Origin of the sequence: Glaciibacter sp. 2TAF33, assembly GCF_052114945.1 — a bacterium.
GTDB lineage: Bacteria > Actinomycetota > Actinomycetes > Actinomycetales > Microbacteriaceae > Cryobacterium.
On the sequence record NZ_JBFRFS010000005.1, the window covers coordinates 36,723 to 53,031 of the forward strand.

Sequence of the window (16,309 nt, forward strand, 5' to 3'; positions counted from 1 at the left end):
ACGCAGCACCCTCTCCGGACGTCGGTCGACTACGCCGCGTACGTCCCGGTGAGGCGCACCGCTCCGCCGTCGACGCCCTTGGCGCCCTGCTCGAACCCGGCCAGGTCGCGGGTAACGGTCGAGACCTCGCCGACAACCCAGGACGGAATCCCGTCGGCGTGCAACCGCGCGATAACGGATGCGACGGCCTTCGGATCGACGACGGCGAACATCCCGACCCCGAGGTTCCAGGTCCCCTCTGAGCTCTCCAGTGTCGAGCCGGCCATGTCGCTGAGCACCCGGAACACGGCTGACGGGGACCAGGTGGACCGGTCGACCTCCACCCAGGAGCCGAGGGGCAGTACGCGGGCCAGGTTCGCCGCGATACCGCCGCCGGTCACGTGGCTGAGCGAGTGCACGGCTCCGGCCAGGGCCGGATCGTCGAGGACGCCGAGTAGCGGCGCGGTGTACAGGCGCGTGGGCTCCAGCAGCACCTCGCCGACGACACCGCCGAGCTCGGCTGACTGGTCGGCGTAGCCAATGCCGCGTTGGGCCAGGATGTGGCGCACCAGCGAGTAGCCGTTGGAGTGCAAGCCGGAGGATTCCAGCGCGATCACCACGTCGCCGTCGCGCACGCGCTCGGCGCCGAGCACTTGGTCGGCTTCGACCACTCCGGTCGCCGCCCCGGCGACGTCGTAGTCGTCCAGGCCGAGGAGGCCGGGGTGCTCGGCGGTTTCCCCGCCGACCAGGGCGGTTCCGGTGGCCGAGCAGGCGCGGGCGATACCGGCCACGATCGACGCGATCCGTTCGGGCACGACCTTGCCGCAGGCGATGTAGTCGGTCATGAACAGCGGGCGGGCGCCGACCACGACGATGTCGTCGACGACCATGCCGACGAGGTCCTGCCCGATGGTGTCGTGCTTGTCGATGGCCTGGGCGATCGCGACCTTGGTGCCGACCCCATCGGTAGACGTCGCCAGCAGCGGCTTCCGGAACGACGTGAGGAACGAGACATCGTACAGTCCGGCGAATCCGCCGACCCCGCCCTGCACCTCCGGGCCGTGGGTCTTGCCGACGGCTGCCTTCATCAGTTCGACGGCGAGGTCTCCTGCGGCGGTGTCCACGCCGGCCGCCGCGTAGGACGCGTTGCTCATTCCTGTCTCCCCGGGTCGCCGATGGGAAGTTGGCCCTGAGCGGATGCGAGCGCGCCGTTGTGCAGTGAAACCGGCTCCATGACCACCTCGAGATCAGCGTCCGGACCGGGGTCGCATCCGTTGGACGCGGGCTCGCGCTCCAGCAGGTTCTTGCCGAGGTGCTGCGACTCGGGCAGCGGGATCGGGTAGTTTCCGGTGAAGCATGCCGTGCAGAGGCGTTCGCGGGGCTGCTCGGTCGCGGCGATCATGTCGTCTTCGGTGAGGTAACCGAGCGAGTCGGCGCCGATGGACTGGCGCACCTCGTCGACGCTGAGGCCCGTCGCGATGAGCTCCGCCCGGGAGGCGAAGTCGATGCCGTAGAAGCAGGGCCACGTGATCGGCGGGCTGGAGATGCGCACGTGAACCTCGGCGGCGCCGGCCTCGCGGAGCATACTGACCAGGGCGCGCTGGGTGTTGCCGCGCACGATCGAGTCGTCGACGACGATGAGGCGCTTGCCCTTGATGATCTCCTTGAGCGGGTTGAGCTTGAGCTTGATGCCTCGCTGGCGGATGGTCTGGGACGGCTGGATGAAGGTGCGGCCGACGTAGGCGTTCTTCACCAGGCCCTGGCCGAACGGGATGCCGGACGCCTGGGCGTAGCCGATGGCGGCCGGGGTACCGGATTCCGGGGTGGGGATGACAAGGTCGGCTTCGACGGGATGCTCGGCTGCCAGCCGACGGCCCATCTCGACCCGCGCTTCATGCACGCCACGGCCGGCGATGCTGGTGTCGGGGCGGGCGAGGTAGACGTACTCGAAGACGCAGCCCTTGGGCTCGGCGGTGGCGAACCGCTGGGTGCGCAGGCCGTTCTCGTCGATCGCGATGAGTTCGCCGGGCTCGACTTCGCGCACGAAACTGGCGCCGACGATGTCGAGGGCGGCGGTCTCGGAGGCGACGACCCAGCCGCGGTCGAGGCGGCCGAGCACCAGTGGACGCACGCCCTGCGGGTCGCGCGCTGCGTAGAGCGTGGTTTCGTCCATGAAGACGAGGCAGAACGCGCCGCGCAGGCGGGGAAGCACTTCGAGCGCGGTCGCCTCGAGGGTGTGGTCGAGGTCACCGGTGAGAAGCGCGGTCAGCACCGCGGTGTCGGTGGTGTTGCCGCGGCGGAGCTCGCCATCCGCTTCGGGGTAACGGTCGTGCACCAGGCGCAGGAGCTCGGCGGTGTTGGTCAGGTTGCCGTTGTGGCCGAGGGCGACGGTGCCACTGGAGGTGCGGCCGAGCGTGGGCTGCGCGTTCTGCCAACTGGAGGAGCCGGTGGTCGAGTAACGGCAGTGTCCGACGGCAATGTGGCCGACCAGGGTATTGAGCGCTGCTTCATTGAAGACCTGGGAGACCAGCCCCATGTCCTTGTAGATGAGGATCTTGGAGCCGTCGCTGGTGGCGATGCCGGCCGATTCCTGGCCGCGGTGCTGCAAGGCGTACAGGCCGAAGTAGCTGAGCTTGGCCACCTCCTCGCCGGGTGCCCAGACGCCGAAGACGCCGCAGGCGTCCTGTGGACCCTTTTCACCTGGAAGAAGGTCATGACTTAACAGTCCGTCGCCACCGGTCAAGCTGCAGCCCCTTACTTGGAGTTATTACTCAGGATTCGTGCCGAAATCATGGGAGTCTGGTGCGTCAGGCGCCGCGCCGTCATTGGCGGGTCCAGCCGAAGGTGTGTTGGCCGTCGAGGCCACTGCGGGCGCGACGCCCGGAACGTGCCCGTCCAGTCTATCCGCGACGGCGGTGGTGCCGCCCCGACCGACGAATCGGTCGACGATGAGCGCCACCAGGCAGCCGAGCCCCACACCCAACGCAAGGAATGCGAGCAGCAGGAAGCCGAACACCTGCAGTCTGCCGAAATCAGCGTTTTCCGGGAACGAAACGGTGAGGATGAAGGCGGCAAAGGCACCCACGATGGCTCCGAGCAGCATGAAGTTGAAGTATCGCGGGGCGCGCCGCACGATCACTGTTCGCTCGTCAACGATGGTCTCTACAGGCTCCGCCGCGTGGTGCGCCGGCTGTGCCGGCATGCGCGCGGCCGGGGCTGAGGGGTCGGGGAGCTCTGGCTGATTCGGCTGCTCGGGAGAACTCACGGTTTCATTGTCTCACGGGCACTGCTGTCAGACTGGGCGGGTGAACAGAATCGCAGTGCTCGGAAGCGCCAACATGGACCTCGTCGTACGGCAGTCGCGCCTGCCGCAACCCGGGGAGACAATGTTCGGGAGCGGGTTCAGTACCGTCCCCGGCGGCAAGGGACTCAACCAGGCGGTGGCCGCGGCGCGGATGAGCGGGGCCGTCGACTTCCTCGGCGCCGTGGGCGACGACGGCTACGGAACCGAGCTGCGCGCGCTGTTGGCGACCGAAGGCATCCGCGCCGACGGCCTCGCCGGTTCGAATGAGCCGACCGGCACCGCGCACATCTCGGTGGTCGACTCCGGCGAGAATTCGATCGTGGTCGTCTCGGGCGCCAACAACACGGTGACCGCGTTGACGGATGCCCAGCGCGACACGATCGCGCAGGCCGCGTTCCTGGTGATGCAGTGCGAGCTGCCGCTGCCGGTGCTGGTCGAGGGCATCGCCGTCGCGCGGGCCGCCGGGGTGTTCACGGTGCTCACGCCTGCGCCGGTGATGCCGTTCCCGGAGGGCTTCCTCGCGTCGGTGGACCTGGTCGTGCCGAACCAGGGCGAGGCGATCGAACTCACCGGCGAGGCCGACCCGGTGCGGGCGGCGGAGTTGTTGAGCGCGGGGAAGACGTGGGCGATCGTGACCCTGGGCGGGGAAGGATCGGTGGTCGCCCACGACGGCACGGTGCTCGGGCTGGCGCCGGCGCGTCCGGTGAAGGCCGTCGACACGACGGCCGCGGGTGACACGTTCGTCGGGGCGCTCGTCGCCCGGTTGGCAGCGAGGGGTGACGCGGGTGCGGTGGCCGGTGCACGGACGGGCGCCGTGGTCTCCGAGGCCGACATGATCGAAGCGGTGCGATGGGCGACGGTTGCGTCTTCGGTGACCGTGACCCGTGCCGGCGCCACCAGCTCGATGCCGACGTTCGACGAGGTCGCCGCGATCCTGGCCTAGCGGTACCCCCAGGCGCCGCGCACAATTCCCGTCGCGCTGTGCGCAACTCCGTCGCGCTGTGCTTGATTCCCGTCGCGTCGCGCGCAAATCCCGTCGCGCTGTGCGCAACTCCGTCGCGCTGTGCTTGATTCCCGTCGCGTCGCGCGCAAATCCCGTCGCGTGTCGGCGGCCCGACGAAGGCGGCAATGCAACTGCAGGGCGTCAGACGATCGGGAGGTAGTCCGCTAGGTCGGCGCGCTGGCCGGAGGCGTGGATACGGCCGCTGGCGAGTCCGTCGGCCCAACCCAAGGTCCCGGTGGCGAGTGCGAGCCAGGTCGCGGCATCCGTCTCGACCACGTTGGGCGGCGTGCCGCGGGTGTGCCGCGGCCCCTCGACGCACTGCACCGCGCCGAACGGCGGCACCCGCACCTCGACCGTGTTGCCCTCCGCTCGCTCGGCGAGCAGCTGCAGGGTGTATCGGACCGCCAGCGCCCGCGTTTCCCTGCTGGCACCATCGTGACTGGCGGCCCACTCACGGATCGCCGTGCTTCCCGCCCCGTCGTCGATTCGTGCCCTGGCCATGCCCCTAGTCTGCCGCCGCCGTGCGTAACTCCTGCAATCCGCCGCACGCGTCGGCGGCAATCCCCGGAACTTCGCGGTTGCGCCCCCAAGTTCCTGCAAATTGCAGGAGTTACGCACGCCGCGGCCACAGCAGGGGGCGGCCAGGCTTGCGGCGGGCTGGCTGACTGGCCGAAGCGCCCGGCTGCACGGGCCAACCCCGGATTTCCGTCGGCGGCTGCCCCCGCGGCAGCCGTGCCCGCACTACTCCGCGGGCTCCACGGCCAGTGCCACCGGTTCTCGTGAGTTGGCCACCGGGCGAGGGCGGGCAGCGGGACCACGGTGGAGGAACGGCGGCATCCGATAGCCTGAGCCGGTGAGAATTCTGGTCCTCGGTTCCGGTGCCCGCGAGCACGCCATCATCACCGCGCTCCTCCGCGAGGAGCCGGCGCACGACATCGTGGTGGCACCCGGCAACGCCGGGATCGCAGCCGACGTGCGCGCCGTCGCTCTCGACCCGAACGACCCCGCGGCGGTCACAAACTTCGCCAACCTGAACAACATCGAACTTGTGGTCGTCGGCCCGGAGGCTCCCCTGGTGGCCGGCGTCGCCGACGCGCTCCGCACCCGCGGCATCCCGGTCTTCGGCCCGGGGCAGTCCGCCGCCGCACTCGAGGGCAGCAAGACCTTCGCCAAACGCATCATGGACGAGGCCGGCGTCCCCACCGGTCGCGCCCTGCGCGCCGGCTCGCTCGCCGAAGCCGAGGCGGCCCTCGACGAATACGGCGCACCGTACGTGGTCAAGGCCGACGGCCTTGCCGCCGGCAAGGGTGTGCTCGTCACCGAGGACCGCGACGCCGCCCTCGCCCACGCCACCTACTGGCTTCAGCATGGCAGCGTGCTGATCGAGGAGTTCCTCGACGGACAGGAGGTCTCGCTGTTCCTGCTCAGCGACGGCCACAACGTGCTGCCGCTCTCCCCCGCCCAGGACTACAAGCGCCTCGGCGACGGCGATGCCGGCCCCAACACCGGCGGCATGGGCGCGTACTCTCCGCTGCCCTGGCTCGCCGACCGGTTCGGCAGCGAACAGGCCTTCGTCGACGAGGTCATCGACACCATCGCCCTGCCGACCGTGCGCCGCCTCGCCGCGGAGGACACCCCGTTCATCGGTCTCCTCTATTGCGGGCTCATACTGACGGATGCCGGCATCCGCGTCATCGAATTCAACGCCCGGTTCGGAGACCCCGAGACCCAGGTCGTGCTGCCCCGACTGGTCACGCCGCTGTCTGGCCTGCTGCTGGCCGCGTCCTCCGGCGAGTTGGGCGGGATGGACCGCCCCGAGTTCTCGACCGATGTCGCGGTCACGGTTGTGCTGGCCAGCGAGAACTACCCGGGCACCCCGGTCACGGGCCGTCGGATCGGCGGGCTGGACGCGGCATCCGCTGTGCCCGGTGTCAGCATCGCGCACGCGGCGACCTCGCTGCAGGGCGGCGAGCTGGTCGCCTCCGGCGGCCGGGTGCTCAGCGTCGTCGCCGCGGGCGTCGATTTCGATGAGGCGCGCGCCCGCGCCTACGAGGCGATCGGGCGCATCACGCTCGAGGGTGGCCAGTTCCGCACCGACATCGCGGCGCGCGTCGCCGGCTGACCCGCGCGCGAGCGGCGGCGCCGGTGGGAGAGAATGAAGCGGTGACCTCAGAGACCCAGCCACCCGCATCCGTCGACCTGCCCGGGTGGCGGCACGTCTACTCCGGCAAGGTGCGCGACCTGTACCTGCCCGACACCACGGCCACCGAGGCCGCGCGCAGCCTCGCGGACGCCGACCGTGTGCTCATGGTCGCCAGCGACCGGGTCAGCGCATTCGACCACGTGCTCGAACCGGGCATCCCGGGCAAGGGCGACCTGCTCACCACACTCAGCCTGTGGTGGTTCGACCGGTTGAACGACGTGCCGAACCACCTCATCCCCGACCACACGCTGGAGGGCGGCACGACCAGCGTGATCCCGGCCGCCGTCGCCGGGCGCGCGATGCTCTGCAAGACCCTCGATATGTACCCGGTCGAGTGTGTGGTGCGCGGCTACCTCACCGGCTCCGGCTGGAAGGAGTACCAGCAGACCCGGACGGTGTGCGGCATCGCGCTGCCCGATGGGCTTTCCAACGGCGACCGCCTTCCCGAACCCATCTACACCCCGGCCTGGAAGGCCCCGATGGGCGAGCACGATGAGAACATCTCCTTCGAGCGCACCGTCGAGCTGGTCGGAGCGGATGCCGCGTCGGCGTTGCGAGACGCCTCACTGTCGATCTTCCACCGCGCGTCCGCCATCGCAGAGGCGGCCGGTCTCATTCTCGCCGACACGAAGTTCGAATTCGGCGCCGACCGGGTGACCGGCGAGCTCACGCTTGCCGACGAGGTACTCACCAGCGATTCCAGCCGCTACTGGGACGCGAAGACCTGGCGCACCGGCGCCACCGCCGAGGCGCGGATGGCCAGCTTCGACAAGCAGATCGTGCGGGACTGGCTGGCAGCGAACTGGGATCCGTCGACAGGCTCAGGGCACGGCAGCCCGCCGCCCGCGCTGCCCGCCGCGATCGTGGCGCAGACCGCAGCGAAATACCGCGAGCTGCTGGAGCGACTGACCGGCGACTGACCGGCGACTGACCGGCGACTGACCGCGACTGACCGGCGACCGACCCGCGCCTGCCGGTCAGCGGCCTCCCCCGCGGAGTTCACGGACGCGGGAATACATCCCGACCGCAACCGGTTGCCCACACTGTGACTCGATCAGCTACTGAACTTCTGGCCCCCAACACCGGCATGGGCGCGGTGACCCTGCGCGTCGGCAACCTCGACAACATGATCGCGTATTACCGCGACGCCGTCACCCTGCAGCTCCTCAGCCATGACGGCCCGGTTGCGGTCATGGGACGAGGCACCACGCCGATCGTCATCCTGCAGCACGCGCCCGAGCTTGCCGCGCCGAGCCCGCGCGACGCCGGCCTGTACCACACTGCGATCGTGTTCGACACGCAGGCGCAACTCGCCGCAGCGGTGTACTCGGTCGCCACGAAGCATCCGGGCACCTTCACGGGGAGTGCGGACCACCTGGTCAGCCAGGCCTTCTACTTCACCGACCCCGAAGGCAACGGCATCGAGTTGTACTGGGACCGCGACCGCTCCACCTGGAGCTGGACCCACGGCCAGGTCGAAATGGCCACCCTCTACCTCGACCCGAACACGTTCATCCAGGAGCACATCACCCCGCAGGGAATCGAGAACCCGGGCACCGGCAACGCGTTCGTCGGGCACGTTCACCTCTCCGTCGGCGACGTGGCGAGCGCCCGCGAGTTCTACGTCAACCGGCTCGGCTTCGAGACTACGGCCGCCCTGGGCGATTCCGCGCTGTTCGTCTCCGCCGGCGGCTACCACCACCACATGGCCATGAACACCTGGAACAGCGCCGGCAGCGGCAAACGCCGGCTCGCACTGGGCCTCGGCGAAGTCGACATCATCGTCCCCAGCGGTGACGACCTCGGCGCGCTCGGCGAGCGGATGTCCCACTACGGCGTCACGGGACGCGACGACGGGCAGAGCCTCACGTTCGAAGACCCCTGGGCGAACGTCGTGAAGGTGCGGGTCTCGACAGGCTCGACCACCGAATAGCGCCGGGTCTCGGGTCTCGACAAGCTCGACCACCGGGTCTCGACAGGCTCGAGATCAGGTGGCGTTCCGGCGCGCGCGCCGGCCCAGTCCGTGCATCGTCGCCTGGTACACCTTCATGTTCAGCGGCCGACCGGGCAACTTGGTCCGTTCCTGGCCAGGAGTGCGCAACCCGTCGAGCAGGATCGACAGCTGTCGGCGCCATTGGCCGGCGTAGCCATCCCCCAGGGCATTGAGCGAACCGATCAGGGTGACGAGCACCGCCACATCAACAGCTTCGACATCCGGGCGAAGGTCCCCGTCGGCTTTCGCCTGCTTGACCAACGTCGCGATGAACGACTCGAAGTGCGCCTCCGGTCGGTAGGTCGGATCGATGACCGCCATCCGCTTGAGGATCGGCGGAAGCGACGGGTCGGCGACCAGCCACTCGGCGACCCGCTCCATGTAGGTGACGACGCCCTCCCACGCCGTTGCCGCGGCTTCGATCTCCTCACGCACCGAGGCCAGCTCCGAGAGGGACAGGTCGTACAGCGAACGGATGAGGTCGTCGCGGGCCGGGAAATTGCGATACAGGGTGGCCACCCCGACGTCGGCGCGTCGCGCGATCTCTTCCAGCGACGCATCGACGCCATCGCGCGCGAACAAAGACCTGGCCTCGGTGAGAAGGCGATCGCGGTTCGCCCGGGCATCCCGCCGCCGGGGCGGAGACACTTCATCGGGGATGCGCGAAGACGAAGTCATGCCGTCGATTCTAGGTGCCCTTCGCCTGGTCGACTGGTTCGCGTTTGCATGCTCGGCGCCGAGCGGTGAGAATGCGTACTGACGGAACCGGGCATCGTGGCCACAAGCCCGCTTCGGTTCGGAAACGGAGCCCACATGCCGGTTGAGAACAATACGAGAGACTTCGACCCGGAGATCGTCACAGACTTCCGGGAGCGGATGAGTTACGGCTCCTACCTCGACCTCGACACACTGCTGAGCGCCCAGCATCCGGTCAGCAGCCCCGAGCACCACGACGAATTGCTCTTCATCATCCAGCACCAGACCACAGAACTCTGGCTGAAACTGGTGCTGCACGAGCTCCGCGCCGCCGCGGAATACCTCCGCGATGACCGGCTCGCCCCGGCTCTTAAATGCATCGCCAGGGTCAAGCACATCCAGCGCACCCTCACCGAGCAGTGGTCGGTGCTGGCGACCCTGACCCCCACCGAGTATTCGCAGTTCCGCGACGTCCTCGGCCACGCCTCCGGGTTCCAGTCCTACCAGTACCGGGCCGTCGAATTCGCCCTCGGCAACAAGAACGCCCGCATGCTCAGCGTCTTCGAAAGCGATCCGGATGCCCACTCCCTCCTCGCCGAGGTCCTGGCCGCTCCGAGTATTTACGACGAGTTCCTCCGCTACCTGCACCGCGCCGGCTATGACATCCCGCCCGACATCCTGAGCCGTGACGTCACCCAGGCCTGGGTCCTGCAGCCGGCCCTGGTACATACCTTCCGCGGCATCTACGAACAGGCAGGGCGCGACGACGGGCGCGAACACTGGGCGGCCTACGAGGCCTGTGAGGAACTGGTCGACCTCGAAGACAACTTCCAGCTCTGGCGGTTCCGGCACCTGAAGACCGTGCAACGGATCATCGGCATGAAGCACGGCACCGGCGGTTCCAGCGGCGCCGCGTTCCTGCAGAAGGCGCTCGACCTCACCTTCTTCCCTGAGCTATTCGCCGTCCGCACGGAAATCGGTGTCCGAGAATGAGCGAGACGATCCTGCCGGGATCCACCGTCTTTCCAGGGTTCATCGACGCCCACGTCCACCTGGCCCTGATCGACCCGGCCCCACTGGCCGCCGGCGGCATCGCACGGGTGCTCGACCTCGGCGGCTGGGCCCCTCCGCCAGGCTGGCAGGCGTCGACCGGGGCACCCGATGTCATCTACGCGCATCAGTTCCTGGCCGCCGCGGGGGGATACCCGGGCGCCCAGGCGTGGGCGCCTCCCGGCTGCGTCCAGGAGGTCAGGACGGCGACGGATGCCCGAACGGCGGTCGACGCGCAGCTCGCGGCGGGCGCATCCGTTGTCAAGATCACCCTGAACAACGAAGCCGGACCGGTGTTCGACAGCGAGGTCCTGCGCGCCATCGTCGGCCGCGCACACGAGCACAGCATGCCGGTTGTCGCCCACGCGCAGGGCGTCGGCCAGGCGCTGCGCGCGTACCTCGCGGGGGTGGACGCGCTCGCGCACACCCCGTTCAGCGAACGGCTGGTCGACGACCTCGTCGAGGCGATGGCCGGGCGGATGACGTGGATCAGCACACTCGACATCCACGGCTGGGGCGAGTACGGCGACGACTTCGCTCGGGCCAGCGACAACCTGCGTCGATTCCACGCCCACGGCGGGCAGGTGCTGTACGGCACAGACCTCGGCAACGGGCCGCTGCCGGTCGGGTTGAACCGGCGGGAGATCGACGCACTGCTGGCCGTCGGGCTGTCGACCGATGCCATCCTGGGCGCACTCACGGCCGTCGACCTCGGCGACTACACGGGTGCGTTGCGGCCCCGGCGCGTGGCCGGCACGACGGATGCCCCGCCGGCGGACACGCGCGTTACGGTGGTACCCGGCGAACGTCCGGTCGAACCGGCGGCGTTCGCCGAGTGGCTGTGCACCGCGCAGGCCGTCTCCCGCACCGACCTCGAGGACCGTCGATGACCACCAGCACGCAAGGCGCAGGACGGCATGACGCCCAGGCCGGCGGCATGGCCGGCGGAAAGGCCGCTGGCCTGGACGCGCAACTCGCCTTCGCCCGGCGAATGGACCGGATCGACGGTCTCGGGCACTACCGGAGCCGGTTCGTCGGTGCGGATGACACCGGCGACCGCGGCAATTCCGGCGACGGCGCCAACGAGGGGCATGACAGTCACCCCGGCGTCGTCGCCTACCTCGACGGCAACTCCCTGGGGCGCCCCACCATCGCGAGCGTGCAACGGATCGCCGACTTCCTCACCGGCGCCTGGGGCACCCGGCTGATCCGCGGCTGGGACGACGAATGGATGGACCTGCCGACCCGCATCGGAGACAACCTCGGCCGGACTGCGCTCGGCGCCGCGCCCGGCCAGGTGTGGGTCGGCGATTCCACCACGGTGATGCTCTACAAGCTCGCCCGCGCCGCCGTCGACGCGCGCGCCGACCGCACCGAGGTCGTGCTCGACACCGACAACTTCCCCACCGATCGCTACGTGCTCGAGGGCATCGCCGCCGAGCGCGGGTTGACCCTCCGCTGGATCCGCTCCGACCCGGCCGGCGGGGTGACGGCCGAACAGGTGCGTCGGGTCGTCGGGCCGCAGACCGCGCTGGTGCTGCTCAGCCATGTCGCCTTCCGCTCGGGTTTCCTGGCCGACGTGCGCACCATCACCGCCGTGGCGCACGAGGCCGGCGCGCTCGTTCTCTGGGACCTCTGCCATTCGGCGGGATCGGTGCCGGTGGAACTGGACCTCTGGGACGTCGACCTGGCCGTCGGCTGCACCTACAAGTACCTGAACGGCGGCCCGGGCTCGCCAGCCTTCGGCTACGTGCGGGAAGACCTGCAGGATGTGCTCGCGCAACCGATCCAGGGCTGGATGGGGACCAGGGACGTGTTCGCGATGGAACCACGGTATGTGCCGGGACGCGGCATCCGTCGATTCATGAGCGGCACCCCCGCCATCGTCGGCATGCTCGCCATGCAGGACACCATCGCCATGATCGAGGAGGCCGGCATCGACGAGGTGCGCGCCAAATCGGTCGCGCTCACCGAGTATGCGATCAGCCTCGTCGACGACTGGCTGGCGCCGATGGGCGTCACGCTCGGTTCACCGCGGGAGCACACCCACCGAGGCGGACACGTGACGATCAACCACCCGGCGATGCGGCAGGTGACCACGACGCTGTGGGAACACGACGTGATCCCCGATTTCCGCGCCCCGGACGGACTGCGGATCGGGCTGTCACCGTTCAGCACCAGTTTCGTGGAGACCTACGACGGCGTGGCGGCGATCCGCGACGTGCTGCGCGGCATCTTGATCGCACAGTCCGGCCTGGCGCCGGCGACCCCGGCGACCCAGCCCTGAGCCTCGGGAGCGGCCTGTAGAATTGTCAGCACCCACCCTCGACCGTATGCGGAGTGCGCTGTGCCCACCATCGTTGTAGAAGTCATGCCCAAGGCCGAGCTGCTCGACCCTCAGGGCAAAGCCGTCGCCCGCGCCCTTGCCCGGTTGGGGCAGGGCAAGTTCGGCAGCGTCCGGATCGGCAAGCGGTTCGAACTGACCGTCGACGGTCCAGCGGATGACGCCACGCTCGCTGAGGTGCAGGAACTCGCCGACTCGATCTTCTCGAACTCGGTGATCGAAGACGTGATCAGCGTGCACTACGCCGGGGTCGACGGCTTCGGCGCGAGCGCCACGGCCGACTTCGAGACCGGCAACGTCACCGAAGACACCGACGTGACCGACGTCACCGAAACGGCGAACTGATGCGCATCGGCGTCGTCACCTTCCCCGGATCACTCGACGACCGCGACGCGCAGCGCGCCATCCGCCTGGCCGGCGCCGAACCGGTGGCCCTCTGGCACGGCGACCACGACCTGCACGACGTGGACGCGCTCGTGCTGCCCGGCGGCTTCAGCTACGGTGACTACCTGCGCTGCGGCGCCATCGCCAGCCTCTCGCCCATCATGACCGAGGTCGTCGACGCCGCGAACTCAGGGATGCCCGTGCTCGGTATCTGCAACGGTTTCCAGATGCTCGCCGAGGCACACCTGCTCGACGGCGGCCTGATCCGCAACGAGGGCGGCACCTTCATCTGCCGCGACCAGCGGCTCCGCGTCGAGAACACCTCGACGGCCTGGACCGGCGGTTTCACGGCGGGCCAGGAGATCACCATCCCGCTGAAGAACGGTGAGGGTGCGTTCATGGCGTCCGCCGACACCCTGGCCCGGCTCGAGGGCGAGGGCCTGGTCGCGTTCCGCTACATCGACGGCAACCCCAACGGGTCGCTGAACGACATCGCCGGTGTGACCAACACCCGTGGCAACGTCGTCGGCCTGATGCCACACCCGGAGCACGCGGTCGAACCCGGGTTCGGTCCGGACACCGCCGACGCCATGCGCAGCGGGGTCGACGGCCTGGCGTTCTTCACCTCGGTCATCGAGCGGACCCTGATCGGCGTGTAGTAGTCGGGCGCGGGCGGTTCCGCGCTTCCGTATCAGGCGCTCCCGGCTCAGCGCACCCGCGTCACGCGCACCCGCCTCCCGCCTCCCAAGACCCGCGAGTGCGGGCAAAGTGCCGCCACCCACGCCGACCGGGCGACCATTTGGCCGCACGCGGCGACCGCGCTCGCGCCTTCGCGCGGGCGCGACGACCGGGTGCTCGCCCAGAGTTACGGGCACTGCCACAGCGGCCCCACCCCGGTCACCCGCGGTATGCGACATAAACGCGGAACTCCAGCCAACCGCGCCCCGGTCAGGCGCGCGGAACGTCACCCGCGGGAGTGCGGCCCGGCCCGGCAGTCGCATCGGCACCGACAACATCCGTTGACACCGTCTCGAGCCGCACGAAGTTCGCGCCGTCGATCTCGAGCGACTCCGGCAGGATGTCGCGCTCGATGGTGGTGGCGAGCGGGACCTCCTTGACGAAACAGAGCAGCACGACGGCGACGACGACCAGCGGCACCATGTAGAGGAACACCGGGGTGAGCGCGTCGTTGTAGCCGCCGATGATGATGTCGCGCACTGAGGCCGGAAGCTCCTTGACGACCGCAGGGGTGAGCGAATTCAGGCCAGCGGATGCGCTGCCGCCGGTATTCGGCATCCGCTGGGCCATCAGCTCGGTCAGGCGGGCGACGAACAGGCTGCCGACGATGGCGGACCCGAGGGACGCGCCGATCTGCCGGAAGTAGTTGTTCGACGCGGTCGCCGTGCCGACCTGGGAGACCGGGAACGAGTTCTGCACGATCAGGATCAGGATCTGCATGCTCATCCCGAGCCCGAGGCCCATCACCGCGAGATAGCTGCAAAGCACCCAGATCGCCAGGTCCGGCGTCATCGTGGACAACAGCACCAGGGCGATCGCCACGACGATCGTGCCGACGATCGGCAGCCACTTGTAGCGGCCGGTCTTGCTCACCAGCGCCCCGGACCCGATAGAACTGACCAGCAGCGCCGCCATCATCGGGATCATCAGGAATCCGGCTTCGGTGGCGTTGGCGCCGGTGACCATCTGCAGGTAGGTCGGCAGGTACGCCAGGGCGCCGAACATCGCAATACCGGTGATCAGGCCGGCAGTGGTCGTGAGATTGAAGTTGCGGTCCTTGAACAGGTGCAACGGCATGATCGGCTCGGGGGCGCGGCGCTCGACCATCACGAAGGCCACTCCGGCGACGACGGTGCCGATGATCAGCGCCATGATGGTGAGCGAGTCCCAGTCGTACGTGGTGCCGCCCCAGGTGGTGACGAGCACCAGGCAGGTGGAGGCGACGGCCAGGAGGCCCATTCCGGCCACGTCCAGGCGCGGCTTGGCGTTGGCGTGCTTCGGCAGCCGGAGGAACGCCACGGCCGAGACGATCGCCAGGATGCCGAGTGGAATGTTCATCCAGAACGCCCAGCGCCAGCCGATGCCTTCGGTGAACCAGCCGCCGAGCAACGGGCCCGCGACGGAGGACAGCGCGAAAACGCCGCCCATGATGCCCATGTACTTGCCCCGCTCACGAGCCGGGATGACGTCGGCGATGATCGCCTGGGAGAGGATCATCAGCCCGCCACCGCCAAGGCCCTGGATCGCACGGCCGATGATGAGCCAGGTCATGTCCTGGGCGAGGCCGCCGACGACCGACCCCACGATGAACAGGGCGATCGCCCCGATGAAAAGACCCTTGCGGCCGATCAGGTCGCCCAGCTTGCCGTAGACCGGCAGCATGATGGTGGAGGCGAGGATGTAGGCGGTGGTCACCCACAGCATGTGGTCGACGCCGTTGAGTTCACCGACGATGGTCGGCAGCGCGGTGCTGAAGATGGTCTGGTCGAGCGACGCCAGCAACATGGTGACCATGAGCCCGGCGAAGACGAGGAGGATGTGTCGTTTGGTTGCCGGGTCGGCAGTGGTGCCGACCGGGAAATTCGGGATGGTGGTCATTCGAGTTTCTCTAATACCTCTCTGACGAGCTCGATCGCTCGTGGTTCAATTTCTTCGCGCGGGGCGTCGCCGCCGGACGACGCCCATTCCTTCATGGCCACGCGCAGCGCCGTGCCGCACAAGCCGAGCATCAGGTCGGCCCAGGCGGCCTGGTCGGTCGCCGAGCCGGTGAACTTCGGGTCGCGGGCCAGGAGCGTCTGCACCGCGGCACTCAGTTGTCCCGCCGTTTGGGTGAACAGGGCGAACTGGCTCGCCAGCAATTGAGGGTGACGACGGATGATCTCCATCCGGTCTTGCTGCATGGTCGAGCGAGCCGTCGGGCCGCCCATCAGGTTCAGGATGAGGCGCACAACCGACTGGACGTGGTCACCCCCCTCCCACTCGACCAGATGCCCCATCACCGTCTCATCGGTGATCTCGATCGGTCGCAGACCCAGGACGGCGCTGTCCTTTCCGTCGAAATAGTTGAAGAAGGTGCGTGGGGACACGTCGGCAAGTTCGCTGATGGCATCCACCGTGGCGTGCTCCAGGCCGTCGCGCAGCACCAGGGTGACCGCGGCGTCTTCGAGGCGCGCGCGGGTTTCCAGGCGTTTTCGGTCGCGGAGTCCGGGGGCTGGCTGCTGAGTCACGTCAGCTATTTTTACTCATCCTGCGTAATTGCGCAAATGCAACTTTGCAGGAGTGCAGGGGTGCAGGTGCAGGAAGGCTCGCTTCAAACTTTAGAACGATGAGACCGG

Annotated in this window: 15 protein-coding genes and 1 pseudogene; 9 read left to right on the top strand and 7 right to left on the bottom strand. The window is 68.7% G+C overall.

Features of this window, described 5'->3' with window-relative positions; all coding sequences use genetic code 11:
- Positions 1 to 29 precede the first annotated feature (29 nt).
- The 3 genes from purM to AB4Y94_RS05610 are packed head-to-tail and all read right to left on the bottom strand — an operon-like array spanning position 30 to position 3,244.
- Positions 30 to 1,133 carry a phosphoribosylformylglycinamidine cyclo-ligase gene (gene purM, locus AB4Y94_RS05600; RefSeq protein WP_441725912.1) on the bottom strand — a complete coding sequence of 368 codons (1,104 nt, stop codon included), beginning with the start codon at positions 1,131 to 1,133 and terminating at the stop codon, positions 30 to 32.
- Positions 1,130 to 2,722 carry an amidophosphoribosyltransferase gene (gene purF, locus AB4Y94_RS05605; protein WP_441725915.1) on the bottom strand — a complete coding sequence of 531 codons (1,593 nt, stop codon included), beginning with the start codon at positions 2,720 to 2,722 and terminating at the stop codon, positions 1,130 to 1,132. The genes purM and purF overlap by 4 nt, the downstream gene beginning before the upstream one ends.
- A 24-nt stretch (positions 2,723 to 2,746) precedes the next feature.
- On the bottom strand, positions 2,747 to 3,244 hold the full coding sequence (locus AB4Y94_RS05610; RefSeq protein ID WP_441725917.1) for a hypothetical protein: 498 nt from the start codon (positions 3,242 to 3,244) through the stop codon (positions 2,747 to 2,749).
- 40 nt (positions 3,245 to 3,284) lie between these two features.
- On the opposite strand from AB4Y94_RS05610, the gene AB4Y94_RS05615 reads away from it, so the two are divergent.
- Positions 3,285 to 4,226 (top strand): ribokinase, encoded by a 942-nt coding sequence (locus tag AB4Y94_RS05615; RefSeq protein ID WP_441725919.1) that lies wholly within the window; start codon positions 3,285 to 3,287, stop codon positions 4,224 to 4,226.
- Between the two features lie 201 nt (positions 4,227 to 4,427).
- Here the strand turns inward: AB4Y94_RS05615 and AB4Y94_RS05620 are convergent, their stop codons facing one another.
- Positions 4,428 to 4,787 carry a sterol carrier family protein gene (locus AB4Y94_RS05620; protein WP_441725921.1) on the bottom strand — a complete coding sequence of 120 codons (360 nt, stop codon included), beginning with the start codon at positions 4,785 to 4,787 and terminating at the stop codon, positions 4,428 to 4,430.
- Between the two features lie 352 nt (positions 4,788 to 5,139).
- Between AB4Y94_RS05620 and purD the strand changes: the two genes are divergently transcribed.
- The 3 genes from purD (at position 5,140) to AB4Y94_RS05635 (ending at position 8,422) form a co-directional block, all read left to right on the top strand.
- Positions 5,140 to 6,408, top strand: coding sequence for a phosphoribosylamine--glycine ligase (gene purD / locus AB4Y94_RS05625; protein WP_441725924.1), 1,269 nt, complete (start codon positions 5,140 to 5,142; stop codon positions 6,406 to 6,408).
- Between the two features lie 41 nt (positions 6,409 to 6,449).
- Entirely contained in the window at positions 6,450 to 7,409 is a 960-nt protein-coding gene (locus AB4Y94_RS05630; protein ID WP_441725927.1) for a phosphoribosylaminoimidazolesuccinocarboxamide synthase, read from the top strand.
- A gap of 167 nt (positions 7,410 to 7,576) precedes the next feature.
- On the top strand, positions 7,577 to 8,422 hold the full coding sequence (locus AB4Y94_RS05635) for a VOC family protein (RefSeq protein ID WP_441726670.1): 846 nt from the start codon (positions 7,577 to 7,579) through the stop codon (positions 8,420 to 8,422).
- A gap of 54 nt (positions 8,423 to 8,476) precedes the next feature.
- Here the strand turns inward: AB4Y94_RS05635 and AB4Y94_RS05640 are convergent, their stop codons facing one another.
- Complete coding sequence (locus AB4Y94_RS05640) at positions 8,477 to 9,160, bottom strand: TetR/AcrR family transcriptional regulator (protein WP_441725930.1); 684 nt, start codon at positions 9,158 to 9,160, stop codon at positions 8,477 to 8,479.
- Between the two features lie 135 nt (positions 9,161 to 9,295).
- Here AB4Y94_RS05640 and kynA point away from each other — a divergent pair, with 135 nt between their 5' ends.
- The 5 genes and pseudogenes from kynA (at position 9,296) to purQ (ending at position 13,615) form a co-directional block, all read left to right on the top strand.
- On the top strand, positions 9,296 to 10,171 hold the full coding sequence (kynA, locus tag AB4Y94_RS05645; RefSeq protein ID WP_441725933.1) for a tryptophan 2,3-dioxygenase: 876 nt from the start codon (positions 9,296 to 9,298) through the stop codon (positions 10,169 to 10,171).
- The gene (locus AB4Y94_RS05650; protein WP_441725936.1) at positions 10,168 to 11,118 is read left to right on the top strand and encodes an amidohydrolase family protein; all 951 of its coding nucleotides are present in this window, start codon (positions 10,168 to 10,170) and stop codon (positions 11,116 to 11,118) included. Before kynA ends, AB4Y94_RS05650 begins: the two co-directional genes overlap by 4 nt.
- 47 nt (positions 11,119 to 11,165) lie before the next feature.
- Positions 11,166 to 12,515 (top strand): kynureninase, encoded by a 1,350-nt coding sequence (locus AB4Y94_RS05655; RefSeq protein ID WP_441726673.1) that lies wholly within the window; start codon positions 11,166 to 11,168, stop codon positions 12,513 to 12,515.
- A gap of 60 nt (positions 12,516 to 12,575) precedes the next feature.
- Positions 12,576 to 12,809, top strand: a pseudogene (gene purS / locus AB4Y94_RS05660) (phosphoribosylformylglycinamidine synthase subunit PurS); the annotation flags it as partial.
- 107 nt (positions 12,810 to 12,916) lie between these two features.
- Positions 12,917 to 13,615, top strand: coding sequence for a phosphoribosylformylglycinamidine synthase subunit PurQ (purQ, locus tag AB4Y94_RS05665; protein WP_441725939.1), 699 nt, complete (start codon positions 12,917 to 12,919; stop codon positions 13,613 to 13,615).
- 289 nt (positions 13,616 to 13,904) lie between these two features.
- Here the strand turns inward: purQ and AB4Y94_RS05670 are convergent, their stop codons facing one another.
- Positions 13,905 to 15,572 (bottom strand): MDR family MFS transporter, encoded by a 1,668-nt coding sequence (locus AB4Y94_RS05670; protein ID WP_441725941.1) that lies wholly within the window; start codon positions 15,570 to 15,572, stop codon positions 13,905 to 13,907.
- Positions 15,569 to 16,201: a TetR/AcrR family transcriptional regulator gene (locus AB4Y94_RS05675; RefSeq protein ID WP_441725943.1), complete on the bottom strand. Its 633-nt coding sequence runs from the start codon at positions 16,199 to 16,201 to the stop codon at positions 15,569 to 15,571. The genes AB4Y94_RS05670 and AB4Y94_RS05675 overlap by 4 nt, the downstream gene beginning before the upstream one ends.
- Positions 16,202 to 16,309: the final 108 nt, after the last annotated feature.